This window comes from uncultured Marivita sp., assembly GCF_947488135.1.
GTDB lineage: Bacteria > Pseudomonadota > Alphaproteobacteria > Rhodobacterales > Rhodobacteraceae > Marivita.
In genome coordinates, this window is the sequence record NZ_CANKYW010000011.1 from 24926 (window position 1) to 42684 (window position 17759).

Below are 17759 nucleotides of genomic sequence, written 5' to 3' on the forward strand. Positions count from 1 at the left end.
GTCGCCGGCAGGTCGATCAACGGTTCGGCACAGCACCTATTCTCGCCCCGCCAGGAACTCCGCCAGCACTGGGCTGACCGCGCCCTTTGCGGAGCTGAGCAGCTCCGAGCCCGCAAGCGAGGCCTTCGAGAGACGTACGAGCCCACCGGTTTCCTCGATGCGATAACAGCGACGCTTTTGCCGCCCGCGCCTGTAGTGCGTCGCGGTGACGATCTGGCAGGTGCTGCCGTCGGTCAGGGTCACAGGTGCTGCAAGCTTGATCTTGTCGCCTTCGGCATAGTCCGGGATCGCAGCCCAGTCCCGGCAACGCTGGCGCCAGGCATGGGCGTAGCTGGCCGGGTCTTTCAGGTCGGAGAGGAGCTCGATCAGCCCAAAGGGAGCGCGAGACTCGTTCGAGCCAGCGCTTTCCTCCATATCCTTGTAGCCCCAGCAGCCATCATCGTATCGGGTGAGGAAGACAGCCCCGAAGGTGATCGAGCCGTCAGGATCGGTGACATAGGTTGCGTCTTCGACAGGGGTGCCGTCGAGACTTGTGACCTTTGCCGCCGCATACCAGGTGGAGCCAACCTTGCAGGCCTTGACCAGTTCGGTCTCGCGCGTGTCGCCCTCGAAGGTGCAAAGCCGCGTGATTTCCGCCTTCTCATCCGCGTAGGATTTGACGCGACGGTCCGTGTAGAAGAGCCAACCCATCACGCCACCCTCCGATCATCGAGTTCCATGAGCGCATCGAGCGGCACGCGATAGGGCTGCATGGCGTCGAAATCCTCGCAATTGCCGCAGTTCTGCACGATCGCGAAGGTGTCGCAGGCATCCTTGAGGATGACCCGGAAGGTGCCGCCGAGCCCCGAGGGCACCTCGTAGGTCCCGCCGATGAGATAGTCCGAGGCCCGGCGCACGAAGACGCGGATGCTGTGGCCATCGGTGGCGAGGCGGATGGCCCACTGCCCTCGGTCGATAAGCACCTGCACATCGTCGAGGATGTCGGTGTAGAACTGGCCGGTCAAATCGCGAAACGCCATGCGGCGCTGCGCCATCCAGTCGGTGTCCCGAAACGGGTTCATGCCATCGGCGAAAGCAAAGGACGGATCGGCCTGCTCGGTCGTGACGATGCGGGTGGTCGTGCCATCGATGCCATTCGAGCGCAGATGCACGCCGTTGCCGATGATGAGGATCAGGGCCGGCCTGTCCACGGGTCCGTTCCAGTTGGGCAGGAAGGTCTTGCAGGCGCGCGCATGGGCGATCTGCGCCGCAACTGCGGAGGCAGAGAACTTGAGAATAGCCATGGGGATGTCTTTCTGTTCGGTTTGGAAGAGGGTCGACCCGCGCAGGGAATGCCTCGCGCGGGTCGCGTGATGGCTCAGGCCGCTTGCGCGAACTCGCCGTCAGGTTCCGGGGTTTCCGTGATCGGCGCCGTCTCATCACAGGCGCCACCGGCGGTCTGCATCATCGGCGGGCACCAGGCGGCAACGGCAGCGCGCTGCGCGTCCGTGAGTGTGGCGAAGGGTTCGGCAAAGAGCTTGTCGCAGAAGGCGACGATTTCCTTCTTGCTCGACGAGGCCAGCGTCACCGCCTCCTGGGCGAGACCCAGATCCTCGCCGAGGATCTTCAAGAGCCAGGCCTTCTTGAAGCGGTTGAAGAGCGCCGCGTTCGGCGTCCAGTGGGCGCGAATGTTGGGCATGATCTCGATCTCGAAGTCATGCATCAGGCTGTCGCGCTGCCGATCCCGGGCAAAGCAGGACTGCGTGGTGCTGGCCGTCGCATAGGCGACGAGTTTGGCCTTCTCGCCTTCCTCGAGTGCGCGAAACGCCGCGAACTGATCCGCGGGCGGGCGGGTGTCATCGAGCCACGAGAGGTCAAGCGCATCATGCGCCACCGCCGCCTGCTCAAGCGAGGTGCCATCGATCTCGTCCATCTTGGCGTGGCTGCGGTATTCCTTGCGAGCCTCTACCTTGATCGCCTGCGTGACGCTCATGCCGCGACCCAGAACGTCGCTCACCAGCTTGAAGAGCGTCAGATCGAGCGTGGCCTCCGGATGCAGCGCCATCGCGGCGCCAAGGGCCATTGCCCGCTCGGTCTTGAGGTCCTCGGCCAGCGAGGCCGGGTAGGTGATCTCGCCGGGGTCCGGGGCCTCCTCGCCCGTTCGGTTGCTTGAAGAGCCACGCCCGCCCTCCTCTTTCGCGGTGTCCTCCGGGCGAACGAGGCCAACATGGAGCGTGGTCTGACCACCCTGCCACGACGCGATCACTCCAGATCGCGCCAGGTCCTCGGCGCTGTAGGCCTCCTGCAGATCGCGCGCTTCCTCTTCCAAGGTGTCCACGCGCTCGTAAAGGGCGTTGTAGGCGTCGTCTTCGAGCCCCTCGTCCTCCATTTCGAGCTGCAATTTCTCAAGCTCGGCGGTGATCTCGTCCACGCGCTTCTGGGCAGCCTCATCGGGCTCGATCGGGCCGGGATAGACGCGGCCGTAGTCCGCCATGGTCGCGTAATCGTAGCGGACCATCGCATCGGCCCAGGCAAAGCCCAGCTTCATACGGGCCTCTTCGGCGGCGGCGGTCAGTTTCTCGAGCAGGATGGTCTCGACCAGCGCCGCATCCTCGAGCACGGAATGCTCTTCCAGAAGGTCAGCCGCAACGGCGCCGCCCCGCGCCTCGTAGTCCGCGCGCACGAAGGCTCCGATATCGTCGCTGACCTGCACGCCGCGGGACTTGAGCGCCTGGCGGACCGTATAAGCCTGCAGGTAGCTATCTTCCTTGGTGAGCGCCTCGAAGACCTCGCGCTGCACCTCCTGGCTCGGATGCTCCGCAAAGGCCTTCATCGTGTCGAGCGTGATCGTCTTCGCCCGAGCGGCGGCGCGGATGTCGGGATGGATCAGACCGTAGCGCAACCGGCCTTTCACGGCGGCGATCGTGGTGCCGAAGGTCTTGGCGATGGTCTCGGGCGTCTGACCGTCGAACTCCATCATCCGCGCAAAGGCCTCGAATTCGTCGATGGCATTCATCGGCGCTTGGGTGATGTTCTCAGCAAGCGACAGCGCCGTCGTCACGTCGCAGTCTTCCGGCACGAGGCGGCAGTCGATCTTGGTCTTCGCGGTGAAGCCCTTCGCCGCCTTGTCGGCAACCAGTTCCTTCAGCGCGGCGTTGCGCCGGCCGCCAGCGAGCACGCCGTATTTGCCGTCGATCTTCTGGACCAGGAGCGGCTGGAGCAGGCCCAAGATAGCGATACTGGCCTTCAGATGTGCGATGTTCTCGGGGTCGTAGGTTTCCGGAGAGTTGCTGCGCACATTGGCGGGATGCGGAACCAGATCGCCGATGGCGACTGTGAGAGGGGCAAAGCTTGTGGTCATGGGATATCCTTCCAGGTGGGTGAGATGCGGCCTGCGCGCTTGCGCGTGACCAATCCCCGGCTTCAGGGATCACCACGACAAGAGGCCCGCTTTCCCTTTTGAGGGGTCAGTAGGCCTTCATCGTCTCAGATGTCAGGGGGGAGGAGTCCCCTGCCCTACCAGTCGCGCGCCAGCATGATGGTCAGCACGCGCATGGTGGTCGCGGGATTGTCCGGGGCCTCAGCCCCGTAGCGGAAGTCGGAATCGGCTTCGTACAAATCCAGTTTCCAGAACACGGTCTCGCCCCGGATCTCGAACGCCCCGAAATCATGCCATCCTTCGGGATCGTTCTCGGGCTCGAAGGTCTCGAACATGCCCGTGGCCTTCACCGCCTCGGCCATGAAGCCGTCGCCAGCCTCCAAAATCGAGCGGGTGACATGCATGCGGCCCTGTATGGGCTGCGCGGGCGGCACCCCGAGGCAAGCGAGCTTGCGAAACGCGTCGTTCTGCGCGGCGATCACACTCGGATCAGAGCGGTCTGTCTGGGGTTGTGCGGTGCTGGTCATGGGGCATTCCTCTGTGAAGTTGAAACACCCATCTCAAAGCCTGCTTTTTCTTTTCCGCCTGGCGGCGGGACCGAAGCAGAAGGTGCCCTACCCGAACAATCCCTTAGGTCTGTAATTCGGGTTGGGGATGGTTTCGATCCAGCCGCCCTGCTCCTTGATGGTCTCAAGCGCTGCCGAGAGTGGATAGGCACCCTCGGACGCGCTCCACCAATAGGCACTGCGCTTGAAGGTGATGATCTTGCGGCGGCCGTCAGCGAAGCAGGCCACCCGCAGCGTCTTGGGTTCCTTGCGTGGCATAGATGTCTCCGTTCTCGCTGTGGTCAGGCAGCCTCGGCGCTGCGCCCTGCCCTGCCTGCCTCCGATCTGGCGATCAGATAGTCGCAGGCGCGCTGTGCGTCCGCGGCGTGCTTGAAGATCGCACCCTTGTCCGACCGAAGAACGCGCAACCAGTTGTGCAGGTAGGCGGCATTCATCTCGAGCGTATGCGCCGTGAAGCCGAGCGTCTGACCCAGGAACACCGAGGTCAATTCCGCGACGATCTCCTCTCGCGCATAGGATGTGTTGCCAAACTTCGAGAACCCGAAATCGCGGTTCAGTCGATGGGGGGCTTTCGTGGCATGGGCCAGCTCATGGGCCCAGACCCCGTAGAAATTGCGCGGGTCCTGGAACCGCGTGAGGGACGGCATGTAGACCTTGTCCACGGGCGGCAGGTAGTAGGCTTCCGTGCCGGTAAAGACGGTCGTGATGTCGATGGCGTCGAAAAACGCCTGCATGTGCGGGATGGGCTCGGACGGCGGATGCTCGGGCGCGGGCTCCGGGTCGGGGTGGAAACTGTCGGGCAGGCCCTCGATCTGACAGGCATTGAACACGCGGTAGGATTTCTGGAAGCGGAAGATGCGGGCTTCCTCAGAGCTATCATCCCCATCGCTGCGACTGTCCTCATCGGCGGCGTTCGTCCGGCTTTGTCCGTAGTAGACGACGACAGACGACTTCTCGCCCTTGCGAACCTTTGCGTCCAAGGCATTGGCCTGCGGCAACGTCATCCAGAAGGGCGAGCTGTGGCCCGCCATCACGGTGCGCATCGTCAGCAGGAAGTTGTTGACCCCTTGGTAGGGCTCACCGCCCACGCGCAAGGGTCGAGAGCTGCCGCCTGCGGTCCAGGGCTTGCGCCAGGGCAGGACGCCGCGCTCAATGATACGGATGATTTCGTTTGTGATGACCTCGGATGCATCGAATTTGGGCGTGCGGGATCGGGCCATGAATGGCCTCCTTTCGAGTCTTGGTGAGAGGAAATGGTCATCAGATTGACTGACGGGACCGCGGATCGTTGGTGATGCTGGCACCGAGCTTTACGACCATGTCGATGTAGGTGGTCAGCGAGACGGACCTGCCAGGACCGCAAGGGTCAGGGTCCACAGATCCGTCCTGCGCCACCCGCGGCAGGTTCGCAAAGGCGATGACATCGGTGACGGGTCGGAGATCGATGAAGGGCGTCCCTCGTGCGACCGCAAGAGCGGCCAACGGAAAGCGCTCGATCGGCGCGAAACTCGAGACGGTGGTCCAGCCGAGATCACGCAGGACGATCTGGCGTTCGAGCCGTTGTGCCAGCGCCGTCTGACCAGTCCGGCGCAGCTCTCTATGCCGCCACCAAGAGGCTGCGGTTGCGCGGAGCACGCGCAAGACACCTGTTTGCATGGGAATGCCCTTCATCAGGAACGGCAGACCGGAACCCGGCCCGGACCCGTCCGAGGGACCCCCAAGGGCCCTCATCCGTCAGTCACAAAACCCGAAGTCCACTTTCCCTTTTCACCAGCCAACTGGTCCCGGGTAACTGGTAACTACCGAGGGTCCGAAACCACCGCAGATCCCAGTGACTGCATGCAGTAAGTGCCGGTTCCGGTCCAAGATTGGCAAGCCATATCTGCAACCCCTATCCGACTGCCACAGTCTTTGTTATATTATCAATAACTTATCCGATTTTCTCGATCGGCAAGGAACGCTCCTAATGCAACTTCTCAGACCCGAAAATCAGGATTTCCGACGTTCAGAGCAATGCAGCGTTTCGGAAGAGCATGGGAAACGAAGTCACAGCACCTCCTGACAGCTTGAATTTCAGCAATATTGCCGCTATATACCGTCAGTATCACTGCAGGAGCATAGATCATGCACATCACGAACTTTGCTGAAGCCGGGCAATTCGAACCGCGCAAGATCGCCGCAGCGTTGCGCACATCAGCAGAAGAGATCGCATTGACCGTCGGCTTGGGCAAAGACGCGTTGCAGAGGCGAGCCCGCATCGGTTCGGACAAGACGCAGCGCCGCCTGCGCGAATTGGTAGAGGTGCTGAACAAGGTCGAACCCCGCTTCGGCTCGGAACTGATGGCCTATGCATGGTACCGGTCAGAGCCCCTGCCCGGCTTTGATGGCCGGACAGCCATGCAGCTGGTTCAGGAAGGCAAAGCTCAGCAAGTTCTGGAATACATCGACGCGGTCGATGCGGGCGTCTTTGCCTGATGCCGCTGAAAGATGGGCGCTATACAGGACCACTCTATCGTGCACTGAACCCGGTCTATGCGCGTGAACCTCTGTCCGGACGAGGCGCTGAACTTTGTGGAGGGCGCTTTAATGCCAAGGGCACCCCTGCCCTCTACACCTCGCTGGATCCCGCGACCGCTCTTAGAGAAGCCAACCAGGTCGGCAGCCTGCAACCCACGATCCTGGTGTCCTACAAGGCCGACCTTGGGCCTATTTTCGATACCCGCGATCAGGATGGACTTGACCGGTATAACGCGACCGAGGCGATGCTTGCCGACCCTGCATGGCGCATGAAGATGCTCGATGGCCTACTGGTGCCGACACAGGATTTAGCACGCGCCCTCATAGCGGATCGGTTTGCGGGGCTTCTAATCCAGAGTTTTGCGAAGGGCGCGTCATCATCGGACTTGAACATCGTTTTGTGGGCCTGGACTGACAATACCGGTTCTTTGGAAGTGGTGGATGACGAAGAGCGGCTGTCACGCATGTGAGCTGTGAGAATTGGTCTTTCATTTGTCCACCGCGGTGGACTTCGGTTGGCCTAAGGCAACCGGTCTGACCACACGGTATCGACCTAGCGGGTTTGGCTCGGTGGCTTTGATGCACTTGGAGAGACGGTGCATCATGGGAATAGTTACCGGGCAGAAGTCCACCGCGGTGGACACTAGGCGGTTTGCATAGAAGTTTTGGACAGACGCGTGATCAAAGCCATTGGATCAAACTGGGCTTGACGTTGGCCCAAGGTGATACTGTGAAAATACGCTCCAAAGTCCCTGATGCGTTTTCCAAGCTGCAGCATGATGAAGATCGCGCATGACGCTTTCTGAGCTCCTACAGCTTCCTTGGCTTTCTCGAATGTTTCTGGGTGAATGCCCATCATGGGTGCAAGTGTTCGAGCATGGTTTTCAATGTCCAACCAGTTTCTAAGCCTCTCTGTGGAGAATGATGTAGCTTGATCGCAAACTGACGTCAGCAAGTCTGGTTTCAGAGCTTCATTGTCTATGTTGCTATCTAAATCTTTCTTTTCTTCTTCAGACTTAGATTGGTGCCGGACAGTTTGTCCGTCATTGGCGGGCAATTCCATAGTTTCTGGCGGGTCATCTGGGGTATGCAAACTCTGGCATTCTCTGTCTGTGTCTGCGAGCAGCGCGTGGTATTCAGGGAGGCTCAGCTTCCTGCGTAGAGCTTTCCGTGCGTGGTTGATGAATGTGTTGTTGGGATCATGCTCTTCCAGATGGGCGAGCTTTGTAAGGATCTGTTTGCGGACAAATATCCGATCCCGCCGGTTATTTTCCATCTCATGTGCGATGGCGATAAGCTCGCTCGCACGTTGGAGGAGGGGGGTTAGAGACAGTCCATAACTGATGCACTCCCCGCCGGACGAGCGAACGCGGTAGCGCTTTCGGTTCGAGCTGTCATTGCGCTTGATGAAACCGAGTTCGACGAAGCGGTTGATGTGTCTGCGGAGTGTCCGTTCGTCGATTCCGCCGACGCGCTGGCAAATGGAGTCGTTGGACGCGAAAACCGTTTCGCCATGGCCGGGCTTCAAGAAACTGAGCATGGCTTGAAGTGTTTGGATATGGCCAGGACGCAGACCGAATACGCAACGTGCATCTCTAAGTGCCCTGAAGATGGTCCAGATGTCGGTTTCATCCGCAGAAGTTGAGCCGCGTGATGCATCAGCACCAGCGGTTCTGATCGATAGTTTTGTAAATGCCATGGTTTGTTCACGACGACCGTTCGGCCTACAGCTTCCCAGTCTCTTCCCGAGATTTCGCTCAGGAGAAGGCAATAAAAATCCGTCCACCGAATCGGTGACTCTTGACCGGTTTGCTGGAGGTTGCTACATCATGAGTGCTAATCGAATGATGAGGGCTCTCCAGGGGAAACTTTGGGGGGCTCTTTTCTTCTGGCCTTCGCTTTTCTCCTCTGCTCGCGTTACTCTGTGTGGCTTGGGCTAGGACCCAGAGCCGCTCTCATTCCGCCACTGTTCGAAGAGCTTCAAAAGCGCTGCCTCCGCGCGCTCTTCGATCCATTGGCCGAATTCTGGGTTGTCTTTCTTGGCGATCTTGATGGCGATCGTTTTCTGATCGATTGTCAGCGTTCCCACAGAGCTACCGTCCGCATCTTTGACGACGGACGTTAGGCTACCGTTGGCTTGCTTCTTGTCGCTACGTGCCTTGTTCGAGCAAGCCGAGTAGACTGCCTGAAACTTTTCCGCGCTTGGAGTGTCGTCGGGCAGGGCGGCAATCACCTCTTTGGCCGTGTTCACCAGATCTATCTTTTTCGAGAAAGCAGCCAGGTCACCCCATTGCCGTCGTCCGATGCCATGTGCCGGCCCTATCAGCTGTACAAGCCCTTCTGGCAGTTGCTCTATGACGACGCGATGGTTGGACACGCCCTGCCGTGTCAAGCCGAGAGCATCCTGGATGACGTTTGGCTTGTAACCTGATTCCTGCATCTCTTTGATAAAAATAGATTTCTCAATAAAAGACGGGTCTAGTCGGAGGTTGTTCTCTTGGCCCTGTGCTATCAGAGAAGCGTCGTCATCCAAGGTCCGAACGATCGCCTTGACCGTTCCGCCGACCATGCGGATCGCTGCAAGCCTGCGTCGTCCGTAGATGATGCGGTATCTGTCCGGTTGCGCTGACGGACGGACCATAATTGGTACTTGTTGCCCATGCTTGCGAATGCTTTCGGCCAACTCATCAATGCTGGAATCCTCCAGCACCAACCGATCGCGCAGGCCATCCATATCAATCTGGTCGGGGTCGATGTCACGGATCGAATTCGCGGTAATCTCGCGCAAAGAGTCGCGCAATCCGCCAACAGAACCTGGCAGTTTTGCTGCCTTTGATGGGGTAGGGGAGGGGGCCGCGCTCTCCTTCTCTTCCTTTGGTGGCTGATTGAAGATGTTTCGGGCCATCAGCGACGCCCCCATGCCATTTGGATTGTCTGTTCCAACTCATCGCCAACGCCGTTCACGCTGGTCAAAGCGCGATCAATCGTTTTTCTGATGAATTGGCTAGGATCAACTTCGTAGACGGTTTGCTGGGTCATACCAGCGTCCGAGATTGCCGTAGATTTTAACATTGGTTCAGTCATGACTTGTCCGGCCAAGATCGATCTCAAGTAGCCCGCCATTTGCGTCTGGGGCCCGTCCGACGGTTCGTATCTCGTGATCAAGAACTTTACGAAGTCCCAGGTAACGCGCCGGCCAATGGCTTCTTCCACGGCCTTGACCGTTTCCGAAGCAAGTTTCAGGAACTGGCTCATGGAAGCGATGTCGAGCATGCCGGGTACCACGGTTACCAAAAGCCCCGTCGAGGCTGCCAACGCCGTAAGGGTCAAAAAACCAAGTTGAGGTGGGCAGTCGATTAGGACGATGTCGTAATTCGCCTCTACTTCCTCAAGCGCTAGGGCGAGACGCTCCGCAAATATGGGCTGCACCCGGCGAGCAAGGGCGTTTGCCGTCTCGGTTTCGTATTCCGAGAGCATTAGACCCGCTGGGACCATATCGAGCTTATGGAAGTAGGTTTTTTGGACGACGGCTGAGAGCGGAACTTGCTCCTCATATCTCAGGGCATCATAGATTGTGCCGCCTTCGGCGAACTCGAGCTCGGGCCGAAAGCCGAAAAAGGTGGTCAGACTTGCCTGCGGATCGAGATCCAAAACCAATACTCGGTAGCCTCGCAAGGCATACCGTTGTGCAAGATGTATCGTTGCTGTCGTTTTTGACGATCCGCCTTTGAAATTGACGACAGATATCACCTGGAGACGATCGCCCTCACGTCGACCAGGGCGGTAGTTTTCTGCGTTCTTTCCAGTGCGCCCCAGAATATCGCGCAACTCATCAATCTCTTGGGCTGTGTAGAACCGGTGTCCGCGGTTGTCTGTATGCACTTCCGGGAAGCTGCCGTCCTTGTGCCGGTTGCGCAGGTTAGATGTGCTCACGCGCAGGAGGCTGGCGACCTCGGTAGAACTGAATCGACGCAGGGACTTTCGTTCTTCGGGCTCGAAAGCGATCTTCATCTGGCGATCCAAAGACTCAGCCAGATTGTCGGCAAATGCTCCGATGTCGGAAGAGCCTATGCCTTGCGCGTATCCAACGTTACGATCATCCATATCCTGCCGCCCACTCTCGGCCTCTGTTGAGGCTCTTGGTCATTCTGACGGTGTACAGCGTATCTGACGCGTTTTGCCGTCAGAATGGGAATGCCACGATCCAGTGAGTCCGGCAAGAGGAATCTAGATGTAGTGTGAAAGTTATCCACAGCACCAATACGTTCAGTCGCATCAGGATAGCCTCAAACGTTTGATTTTATTGCATTAAGTCAACGTGATCGCGCTTCAAGCTACCAATCCGAATTGTTTGGATGATTTCAGCTAAACCCATGCGACCAATAGCACAATCGACCTTCTGACGGCGTCTGGAGCGATAGATTCAGTTGGATGAGTCCCTGCTAGCTACAGTCGGGAGTGAGCCGATTCTGATGAAATTAGACCAAGTCGCTCCGCTCGTTCCAACAGCATCCTGACGGAGGACGGTTGCCAGCTGGTGCGGCCTCGAGGGGTGCGCTCACGCATGGATTCCAACTGGTCGCAGATCGCTTGTAGCGTGATATCCGGGTCCGACCCTTTGATGGCCGCCACGATGGCCGGCAGGCGGTCATCGGTCTCGCGCCGTCCGGCGCGGCCAAGCACTGCATCGGGCAGGAACCCGTCGCGAACATAGGCCTTCACGGCACGGAGCAGTCGGCTTTGTGTCCAATGGCGATCTGGGGGCAGGGGGCCATTGATGATCCGCAGGACGTCCTCCCAAGCCATATCGGGGCGCAAACGGCGCACATGGGGCACCCAATCCTGCGCAGTTTCGTTCAAGCGCTCCATATAGCCGTCCTGTCGCGCCAGCCGCACCTTGCGCAGCGCAGCGGGATCCTTGGCGCGCAGCCCAGGATTGCCACCAACGCGGCCCTTGGCGCGCGCAGAGACAAGCCCGGCCTTCGTGCGCTCACGTATCAGCGCGCGTTCGAACTCCGCCGCGGCGCCCAGAACCTGCAATGTGAATTTTCCTTGAGGGGAGGCGGTGTCGATGGGGTCCTGCAGCGAGCGGAAGAAAGCTCCCTTGGCCTCCAGACGTTCGATCACCTCCAGCAAGTGTGACAGAGATCGCGCAAGCCGGTCGATCCGCACAACGACCAGCGTATCGCCGCTCTGGACGCGTTCGAGCACGCGTGCCAGCACCGGTCGCGCGCGATTGCCGCCTGAGGCGTGCTCTTCAAAGATCTCGGCACAGCCCGCCGATTGCAGCGCCTCGGACTGGGGCAGGGGGGTCTGATCCTCTGTGGAAACACGGGCGTAGCCTATCAGGGGCATGAAAACGGGCCGTTTGCAATTTTATGTATCACCAATAAACGACCGTTTGGCGACGGCGGGTTAAGGCTCCCCAACATTGACCGAAACCTCGCATTGGCATATATTGCCAATAAGGAGATGTATTCCATGGTGACACGCAACGTTGTTCTGACTGAAACCCAGGACCAGCTGGTTCAGGCTCTGGTCGCGTCCGGCCGCTATCAGAATGTGAGCGAGGCTCTGCGCGCGGGGCTGAGATTGCTTGAGCAGGAAGAGGCTCAACTAGTCGGCATTCGGAGCGGCCTTTTGGAAGGTCTTCAGCAGGCAGAACGCCGTGACTTGGCCGAAGGGAGTGGGGCGGATGCGGTTCGCCGGGCCTTTGCGAGGGCACGGACAACGTCATGAGTCGATCTTTTCGACTGACACGTCGTGCAGAAGAAAGCCTCGTTGAGATCGCCCTCTGGACCATCGAGACCTTCGGACCGGGTCAGGCGGATATCTACGAGGCGGAACTCCTTTCCCGTTGTGATGCTATCGTGAATGGCCAGGCACATAGCCGAAGCTGTTCAATTCTAGTCGATGACGCTGCAGACCTCAGATACTTGAGGGCAGGGGAGCATTTTCTGGTATTCCTGGATCGGCCTGAGGAGGTCATCATTGCCGATATCCTGCATTCCCGCAGCGATCTGCCGCGTCACATTGCGGCTCTGACAGCACTCAGACTCAATGACAGTTGAACTTATTCAAAGGCCCGCGGCCTTGGTCAGGTTCACCCGGAACCGGTCGCGGCGGCGCTGGTAGCGGCGAGTCATCTCGGCGGAGGCATGGCCTAGCTGCTTTTGGACATAGCGTTCATCGATCTCGGCCGAACTGGCGAGGCCGGCGCGCAGTGAGTGACCAGAGAAGAGGGCGAGGCGGTCTTTCTCAGGCAGGTCCGACCGGATGCCGGCGTCAAGGACGGTGCGCTTGATCAGCCGAGCGACATGCTTGTCGTTGAGCCGTGCATCGAGGGCGCGCTTGCCATCGCGCGAGGTGCCGACGAAGACCGGACCGAAGTCGATCTTCGCAAAGTGTAGCCATTGCTCGAGCGCGTGCACGGGGCAGGTCTGGTCCCTGGAGCCGCGGCCAATCTCGACTTCGCGCCAGCCAGTCTTGGCATTGAGGGTGAGCAGGGCACCCATGTCGAAGATTTCGATCCAGCCGCCAGAATCCGGTGTGTCATCCTTGTGAACGTCGAGGCTGACGATTTCCGAACGGCGCAGACCCCCGGCATAGCCAATCAGTAGGATCGCCCGATCTCGCAGCCCGCGCAGGTCGAAGGGCAGGGTGGCCACCATAGCGAGGATGTCTTCCGGCAGGATCGCTTCTTTCTGCTCGGGAGGGCGTGCGTGCTTGCGCTTGATCCCGGCCAGAACCGTGGCGATATGACGGTTCTTGCGATCAAGCGAAAAGCCGCGTTGTGCGTAGTTCCAGGCGAGACCCGAGAGGCGCCGGTCGATGGTGCTGACCGATAGGGCAGGGGAGGGGCCGGACCTGGAGGCCAGATCGGCGAGATACAGCCCGATCATCTCGGGCGAAGGAGGCAGGGGCTCTGTCCCCTTCAGCCGACACCAGCGCGTGAAATGCGCCCAGTCCTTCGCATAGGCCTTCAACGTGTTCTCCGAGGCCGATTGTCTTGCGTAATCCCGTGCGGTGTCGACCAGCCGATCCAGCCTGCCGGAGCCGGCAACAAACGAAGGGAGTGTCAGAGCATCGCTGGCAGACGGATCTCTCTCGTCATCTTCGTTGGGTGAGGGGCCGTTTGGTAGCTCCGAGTGCGATTTTTCGTGGTTTTCTGGCATGTCTCCCAGCATACTTTTTTATGTCCGATAATGCAAACTTATTGGACACAGCGAAGATCAGCGAAGCGGGGCGGTTTCTACATCATATTGTGGACGAAAGCGCCGTGAGAGACTAGTGTTGTGGCATGACATATCAGCCCGCCACCATCTCGAACGACCTGACTACCCTACCGCAGCTTCCGGGATGGGTCACCTCAGCACGGGCAGAAACCCTTGAAACTGTGGCCTTTCGGTTGGGGGCGGCTCTCACGGTGCTCGATCAGTTGGTTTCCGATCCGCGGCATGGTGTGCCGGTGAGGCTGCTGGCCAATCGGCTGGCGCTGAGCGCGGCAACCGCCACCTCAAAACTGGAAGGACGGCTGGCGCGGGAGGCGGATATCCGGGATGCCTACCACCTAACGCCGCCCGGTGAGGCGCGGGGGCCCGATGGCGATCTGCTGGCCTTCTGGCGCGCGGCCGGTCGGTTGCGTTCCGGTGGGGTCGGTGCAATCGCCGATTTAGTTGGAGCGGAATTCGCGAGCTTCGTAGGAGTCTGGCTCGATGCGGGAATGAAGCGGTCCCGGACCGATGGGCCGCTGGTGGGCTGCGTCGCCGTCCTACGTGCCGTGCTCGAGGTCGACGACCGGGCGGAGCGGGTCGCCTGCCTGTTCTCAGATGTTGTCCTGGCGCGGACGCTGAACTGGAAATTCGTGCTGCCGGTTTCGGCACAGCACCTCACAAAGACGGCGCTGCGGGAGCTGACCGCAGAAAGGGAGGGGGCCGAGCTGGCTGTTCAGGTACGAATCCTCGAGTGCATCCAAGAGACGATCCAGTTGGCAACGGACGTCGCCCGCCGCGCCACCGCCCTTCGCAGTGTCGCCCCCAAGCTGAGAGCGAAAGGATCGGACGCAGCGGTCGACCTGTTCCTGACCGAGGATGCCGTGGCCCCGTCGTCCATGCTGTCGCCGCGCATTCGAGGAACCAACATTCCCATGACCGATCGGGCGGCGCGGCGGTTCTGCGACCGGTTGGTCGAGTTGGGTGTCGCACAAGAGCTAACCGGACGGCCGACGTTCCGGTTCTACGGGATCGCGCCATGACAGTCGCGACCCGGAAACGGAAATCCGCGGAGGAGGGCGGCGCCGTCTTCGATCGGGAGTTAGACGATCTTCCGCAAGAGCTACGCTGGCGGGAGTGGATGGTGCGGATCGAGGCGGTGCTCTTCGCCAGCGCGTCACCGGTCGGCCGCGACGACCTGGCACGCGTGGTGGGGCAGGGGGCCTCGGTGGAGATGTTGATCGACGATATCCGGGCCGAGTTGACCGGCCGTCCTTACGAACTGGCTCAGGTACCGGGTGGATGGATGTTCCGGACCAAGACGCAGTTTGCTGACGCCATTCAGGCCGCTGCCGACCTGGGCGATCAGTCGCTGGCCTTCACCGAGATGGAGATGGGCGTGCTTTGCGCCATCGCCTATCATCAGCCCATCGACCGCGCCGGCCTTGCAGACATCTTCGGCAAGGAGGTCAGCCGCGATCTGTTGGGCCGGCTGCGCCACAAGGAGCTGATCGCAAATGGTCCGCGGTCGCCGCGGCCGGGGGCGCCGCATACCTTCGTGACGACAGATACGTTTCTAGTGACCTTCGACCTGCAGAGCCTGCGGGACCTCCCGGAGCTTGAGCTATCGAAGCCTTGATGTCCGAAATATGCAGTAAACTTCGGACACTTAACGTCGCCCGCTTTCAATCGGCCGGGCTTTGACTCTCAAACAGTCGGCGACTTGTCCGGAGCGCAAGTCCACGGGTATCAGAGTGCAACACGGCGTTGTGCGCTGTGAGGCATAGAATTGACTTCTATAACTCAAAAATCTTCTATATGTGAGTTATAGAAAGGAGTTCTATAACTCATGGCATGGAACTGGCAGGTACCGGGTTGGCCGGATTTCCAGTATGACGAGGCCGCACTGGCACCGCTTGAGCAGCGTTTCCTGATGTCGTCGGGCGAGGTCTTGGGGGCTGTCCACCATGTGAACCCGTCCGAGCGTGATCAACTCCGCATCGACCTGCTGAGCGATGAAGCAATGAAGACCAGTGCCATCGAGGGCGAGATGCTGGATCGGCGCAGTGTGCAATCCTCTCTTCGCCGCCACCTTGGATTGGAACCGGACAACTATCCGAACAAACCCCGAGAGCAAGGTGTGGCTGAGATGATGGTTGACGTTTACTCGACCTATGCCGAGCCCCTTACGCACGAAACCCTGTTTCGGTGGCATGAGATGCTTCTTGCCTTCGACAAGCGTCTGGAGGCCATCGGGTCATACTGGCAGCACGAGGATGCCATGCAGATCGTCTCGGGGCGTCTTGATCGCCCGGTCATACATTTTGAGGCCCCGCCATCTGCCCAGGTGCCGGAAGAGATGAACCGATATGTCGACTGGTTCAATCGGACAGCGCCAGATGACGAAGAGCCCTTGCCAGCATTGACGCGCGCCGGTCTCAGTCACCTTTACTTCGAAAGTGTCCACCCGTTTGAGGATGGGAATGGTCGCCTGGGCCGGGCCCTGGCCGAAAAATCCCTGGCTCAGAACATTGGGCAACCGAGCCTCATCGCGCTGGCCTTCACCATCGAGCGAAAACGGAAGGACTACTACGATCAGCTTGAGCGGCACCAGAAGACGCTGGATGTCACTCCTTGGCTGGTCTGGTTTGCAGAGGCCGTTCTCGAAGCGCAGCAAGTTACCCTCGACCGCGTGGGCTTCTTCATTGCCAAGGCGCATTTCTATGACCGGCATCGCGACGCGCTGAACGAAAGACAGGCCAAGGTGATCGAGCGGATGTTCCGGGAAGGGCCGGATGGGTTCAAAGGTGGGCTGAGCGCGGAGAACTATATTTCGATCACGGGGACTTCCCGCGCGACGGCAACAAGGGATCTCCAGGAGCTTGTCGAGAACGGTGCCCTGACGCGCACCGGCGAACGCCGATACACGCGGTACTGGCTCAAGCTTGAGGAGATGGGCGAATAGTGCATCGTCGGCAGGGAAGGGCGGAGAGCTGACCTTTGCTGCAAGTGCGATACGACGCCGTCGGTGATCTAATAGCGGACATTCCCGGATTGCCGTAGCCGATCTCATTGCGGCCTTCGCGATTCGAGTGATCAGTGTCCGGCGGGGCTGGCGCCCCCCGCCCGCGCCAGGGGGCTGAATCCTGATGGCCGACCGAAGCCCTCAGCCGACGGAGCATTCCGGCCCGAGAGGCACGATGCCGGTGGGGTTCAGCGCCTTGATCGAGTAGTAGCCGCGCTTGATGTGGTCAATGCGGACCGTATCGCGCACCCCGGGGACAGCGAGGATACGGGCCTGGTAGCGGCTTAGGGCAGGGTAATCCGCGATGCGGCGCAGGTTGCACTTGAAGAGGCCGTGATAAGCCACGTCGAAGCGCACCAGCGTCACGAAGAGTCGCACATCGGCCTCGGTGAAGCGACCTCCCAAAAGGAACCCGCGACCGTCACCGAGGCGCTCCTCGAGTTCATTGAGCATTGCGAAAACCTCGCGGAATGCTTCCTCGTAGGCGACCTGCGTGGTGGCGAAGCCCGCGCGGTAAACGCCATTGCTCAAGCTCGGATAGATGCGGTCGTTGAGCACGTCGATCTCCTCGCGGAGGTCCGCCGGATAGAGATCGATGCTATGGTCGGCCAGATCTACGAAACCAGAGTTCAGCATCCGCAGGATATCGGCGGACTCGTTATTCACGATGGTCCCGCGCTTCTTGTCCCAGAGCACCGGCACCGTGGCTCGGCCCGAGATCGTCGGGTCGGCCCGGGTGTAGATTTCTTGCATGTAGGACGCGCCCTCGGCCTCGGTCGGATCGCCGAAGCGCCAGCCCTGGTCGGAGAGTTCCGGCTCGACGACGGAGATCGAGATCACGTCCTCGAGCCCCTTCAGCTTGCGGGCGATCAGCGTCCGGGACGCCCAAGGGCAGATCAGCGCCACATAGAGGTGGTAGCGGTCCGGCTCGGCCTTGAAGCCGCCCTCGCCGGTCGGCCCGGCGCTGCCGTCAGGTGTGACCCAGTTGCGGAAGCTGGAGGTCTGGCGGACGAAGCCGCCCTTTTCGTCCTTGGCCTGGACCGGCTGCCAGTCGGCAACCCATTTTCCGTCTCGAAGCATGG

General features: G+C 60.1%; 20 protein-coding genes. 7 read left to right on the top strand and 13 right to left on the bottom strand.

Annotated features, from left to right (window positions below):
• Positions 1–36 precede the first annotated feature (36 nt).
• The 7 genes from Q1B16_RS20200 to Q1B16_RS20230 form a co-directional block, all read right to left on the bottom strand.
• The gene (locus tag Q1B16_RS20200; protein ID WP_299793478.1) at positions 37–690 is read right to left on the bottom strand and encodes a hypothetical protein; all 654 of its coding nucleotides are present in this window, start codon (positions 688–690) and stop codon (positions 37–39) included.
• On the bottom strand, positions 690–1283 hold the full coding sequence (locus Q1B16_RS20205; RefSeq protein WP_299793481.1) for a regulator: 594 nt from the start codon (positions 1281–1283) through the stop codon (positions 690–692). Before Q1B16_RS20205 ends, Q1B16_RS20200 begins: the two co-directional genes overlap by 1 nt.
• A 74-nt stretch (positions 1284–1357) precedes the next feature.
• Positions 1358–3340 (bottom strand): ParB/RepB/Spo0J family partition protein, encoded by a 1983-nt coding sequence (locus tag Q1B16_RS20210; RefSeq protein ID WP_299793484.1) that lies wholly within the window; start codon positions 3338–3340, stop codon positions 1358–1360.
• 155 nt (positions 3341–3495) lie between these two features.
• Positions 3496–3885, bottom strand: coding sequence for a DUF3768 domain-containing protein (locus tag Q1B16_RS20215; protein WP_299793487.1), 390 nt, complete (start codon positions 3883–3885; stop codon positions 3496–3498).
• An 87-nt stretch (positions 3886–3972) separates the two neighbouring features.
• Positions 3973–4182, bottom strand: a complete 210-nt coding sequence (locus Q1B16_RS20220) for a DUF6330 family protein (RefSeq protein WP_281843974.1) — start codon at positions 4180–4182, stop codon at positions 3973–3975.
• 23 nt (positions 4183–4205) lie between these two features.
• Positions 4206–5144, bottom strand: coding sequence for a zincin-like metallopeptidase domain-containing protein (locus tag Q1B16_RS20225; RefSeq protein WP_299793493.1), 939 nt, complete (start codon positions 5142–5144; stop codon positions 4206–4208).
• 40 nt (positions 5145–5184) lie between these two features.
• A complete protein-coding gene (locus Q1B16_RS20230) occupies positions 5185–5580 on the bottom strand; it encodes a hypothetical protein (protein ID WP_299793496.1) in 396 nt (131 codons plus the stop codon).
• A gap of 468 nt (positions 5581–6048) precedes the next feature.
• Here Q1B16_RS20230 and Q1B16_RS20235 point away from each other — a divergent pair, with 468 nt between their 5' ends.
• Positions 6049–6399, top strand: coding sequence for an MbcA/ParS/Xre antitoxin family protein (locus tag Q1B16_RS20235; RefSeq protein ID WP_073037527.1), 351 nt, complete (start codon positions 6049–6051; stop codon positions 6397–6399).
• Complete coding sequence (locus tag Q1B16_RS20240; RefSeq protein ID WP_299793505.1) at positions 6399–6911, top strand: RES family NAD+ phosphorylase; 513 nt, start codon at positions 6399–6401, stop codon at positions 6909–6911. The genes Q1B16_RS20235 and Q1B16_RS20240 overlap by 1 nt, the downstream gene beginning before the upstream one ends.
• Positions 6912–7084: 173 nt before the next feature.
• Here the strand turns inward: Q1B16_RS20240 and repC are convergent, their stop codons facing one another.
• From repC to Q1B16_RS20260, 4 genes are all read right to left on the bottom strand, one after another.
• The gene (gene repC, locus Q1B16_RS20245; protein ID WP_299793507.1) at positions 7085–8140 is read right to left on the bottom strand and encodes a plasmid replication protein RepC; all 1056 of its coding nucleotides are present in this window, start codon (positions 8138–8140) and stop codon (positions 7085–7087) included.
• 237 nt (positions 8141–8377) lie between these two features.
• Entirely contained in the window at positions 8378–9346 is a 969-nt protein-coding gene (repB, locus tag Q1B16_RS20250) for a plasmid partitioning protein RepB (protein ID WP_299793510.1), read from the bottom strand.
• On the bottom strand, positions 9346–10545 hold the full coding sequence (repA, locus tag Q1B16_RS20255; protein WP_203212424.1) for a plasmid partitioning protein RepA: 1200 nt from the start codon (positions 10543–10545) through the stop codon (positions 9346–9348). The genes repB and repA overlap by 1 nt, the downstream gene beginning before the upstream one ends.
• Positions 10546–10887: 342 nt before the next feature.
• Entirely contained in the window at positions 10888–11796 is a 909-nt protein-coding gene (locus Q1B16_RS20260; RefSeq protein ID WP_299793524.1) for a recombinase family protein, read from the bottom strand.
• Between the two features lie 126 nt (positions 11797–11922).
• Here Q1B16_RS20260 and Q1B16_RS20265 point away from each other — a divergent pair, with 126 nt between their 5' ends.
• Both Q1B16_RS20265 and Q1B16_RS20270 read left to right on the top strand, forming a co-directional pair.
• The gene (locus tag Q1B16_RS20265) at positions 11923–12180 is read left to right on the top strand and encodes a type II toxin-antitoxin system ParD family antitoxin (RefSeq protein ID WP_299793527.1); all 258 of its coding nucleotides are present in this window, start codon (positions 11923–11925) and stop codon (positions 12178–12180) included.
• On the top strand, positions 12177–12512 hold the full coding sequence (locus Q1B16_RS20270) for a type II toxin-antitoxin system RelE/ParE family toxin (RefSeq protein ID WP_299793530.1): 336 nt from the start codon (positions 12177–12179) through the stop codon (positions 12510–12512). The genes Q1B16_RS20265 and Q1B16_RS20270 overlap by 4 nt, the downstream gene beginning before the upstream one ends.
• Positions 12513–12518: 6 nt before the next feature.
• Here the strand turns inward: Q1B16_RS20270 and Q1B16_RS20275 are convergent, their stop codons facing one another.
• Positions 12519–13616 carry a tyrosine-type recombinase/integrase gene (locus Q1B16_RS20275; protein ID WP_299793533.1) on the bottom strand — a complete coding sequence of 366 codons (1098 nt, stop codon included), beginning with the start codon at positions 13614–13616 and terminating at the stop codon, positions 12519–12521.
• A 125-nt stretch (positions 13617–13741) separates the two neighbouring features.
• Here Q1B16_RS20275 and Q1B16_RS20280 point away from each other — a divergent pair, with 125 nt between their 5' ends.
• The 3 genes from Q1B16_RS20280 to Q1B16_RS20290 all read left to right on the top strand — a co-directional run bounded on the left by Q1B16_RS20280 (position 13742) and on the right by Q1B16_RS20290 (position 16617).
• On the top strand, positions 13742–14695 hold the full coding sequence (locus Q1B16_RS20280) for a DUF1403 family protein (protein WP_299793536.1): 954 nt from the start codon (positions 13742–13744) through the stop codon (positions 14693–14695).
• Positions 14692–15291 carry an SMC-Scp complex subunit ScpB gene (locus Q1B16_RS20285; RefSeq protein WP_299793539.1) on the top strand — a complete coding sequence of 200 codons (600 nt, stop codon included), beginning with the start codon at positions 14692–14694 and terminating at the stop codon, positions 15289–15291. The genes Q1B16_RS20280 and Q1B16_RS20285 overlap by 4 nt, the downstream gene beginning before the upstream one ends.
• Positions 15292–15501: 210 nt before the next feature.
• Complete coding sequence (locus tag Q1B16_RS20290; protein ID WP_299793545.1) at positions 15502–16617, top strand: Fic family protein; 1116 nt, start codon at positions 15502–15504, stop codon at positions 16615–16617.
• Between the two features lie 201 nt (positions 16618–16818).
• Here the strand turns inward: Q1B16_RS20290 and Q1B16_RS20295 are convergent, their stop codons facing one another.
• Positions 16819–17757 (bottom strand): glutathione S-transferase family protein, encoded by a 939-nt coding sequence (locus Q1B16_RS20295; protein ID WP_299793552.1) that lies wholly within the window; start codon positions 17755–17757, stop codon positions 16819–16821.
• Positions 17758–17759: the final 2 nt, after the last annotated feature.

Bases quoted from the DNA above. Each gene is read 5' to 3' on its own strand.
- Q1B16_RS20275 (WP_299793533.1), bottom strand. From the start codon at position 13,616: ATGCCAGAAAACCACGAAAAATCGCACTCGGAGCTACCAAACGGCCCC.
- Q1B16_RS20290 (WP_299793545.1), top strand. From the start codon at position 15,502: ATGGCATGGAACTGGCAGGTACCGGGTTGGCCGGATTTCCAGTATGAC.
- Q1B16_RS20265 (WP_299793527.1), top strand. From the start codon at position 11,923: ATGGTGACACGCAACGTTGTTCTGACTGAAACCCAGGACCAGCTGGTT.
- Q1B16_RS20225 (WP_299793493.1), bottom strand. From the start codon at position 5,144: ATGGCCCGATCCCGCACGCCCAAATTCGATGCATCCGAGGTCATCACA.
- Q1B16_RS20285 (WP_299793539.1), top strand. From the start codon at position 14,692: ATGACAGTCGCGACCCGGAAACGGAAATCCGCGGAGGAGGGCGGCGCC.
- Q1B16_RS20270 (WP_299793530.1), top strand. From the start codon at position 12,177: ATGAGTCGATCTTTTCGACTGACACGTCGTGCAGAAGAAAGCCTCGTT.
- repA (WP_203212424.1), bottom strand. From the start codon at position 10,545: ATGGATGATCGTAACGTTGGATACGCGCAAGGCATAGGCTCTTCCGAC.
- Q1B16_RS20205 (WP_299793481.1), bottom strand. From the start codon at position 1,283: ATGGCTATTCTCAAGTTCTCTGCCTCCGCAGTTGCGGCGCAGATCGCC.
- Q1B16_RS20280 (WP_299793536.1), top strand. From the start codon at position 13,742: ATGACATATCAGCCCGCCACCATCTCGAACGACCTGACTACCCTACCG.
- Q1B16_RS20200 (WP_299793478.1), bottom strand. From the start codon at position 690: ATGGGTTGGCTCTTCTACACGGACCGTCGCGTCAAATCCTACGCGGAT.
- Q1B16_RS20235 (WP_073037527.1), top strand. From the start codon at position 6,049: ATGCACATCACGAACTTTGCTGAAGCCGGGCAATTCGAACCGCGCAAG.
- Q1B16_RS20230 (WP_299793496.1), bottom strand. From the start codon at position 5,580: ATGCAAACAGGTGTCTTGCGCGTGCTCCGCGCAACCGCAGCCTCTTGG.
- Q1B16_RS20295 (WP_299793552.1), bottom strand. From the start codon at position 17,757: ATGCTTCGAGACGGAAAATGGGTTGCCGACTGGCAGCCGGTCCAGGCC.
- Q1B16_RS20260 (WP_299793524.1), bottom strand. From the start codon at position 11,796: ATGCCCCTGATAGGCTACGCCCGTGTTTCCACAGAGGATCAGACCCCC.
- Q1B16_RS20210 (WP_299793484.1), bottom strand. From the start codon at position 3,340: ATGACCACAAGCTTTGCCCCTCTCACAGTCGCCATCGGCGATCTGGTT.
- repC (WP_299793507.1), bottom strand. From the start codon at position 8,140: ATGGCATTTACAAAACTATCGATCAGAACCGCTGGTGCTGATGCATCA.
- repB (WP_299793510.1), bottom strand. From the start codon at position 9,346: ATGGCCCGAAACATCTTCAATCAGCCACCAAAGGAAGAGAAGGAGAGC.
- Q1B16_RS20220 (WP_281843974.1), bottom strand. From the start codon at position 4,182: ATGCCACGCAAGGAACCCAAGACGCTGCGGGTGGCCTGCTTCGCTGAC.
- Q1B16_RS20240 (WP_299793505.1), top strand. From the start codon at position 6,399: ATGCCGCTGAAAGATGGGCGCTATACAGGACCACTCTATCGTGCACTG.
- Q1B16_RS20215 (WP_299793487.1), bottom strand. From the start codon at position 3,885: ATGACCAGCACCGCACAACCCCAGACAGACCGCTCTGATCCGAGTGTG.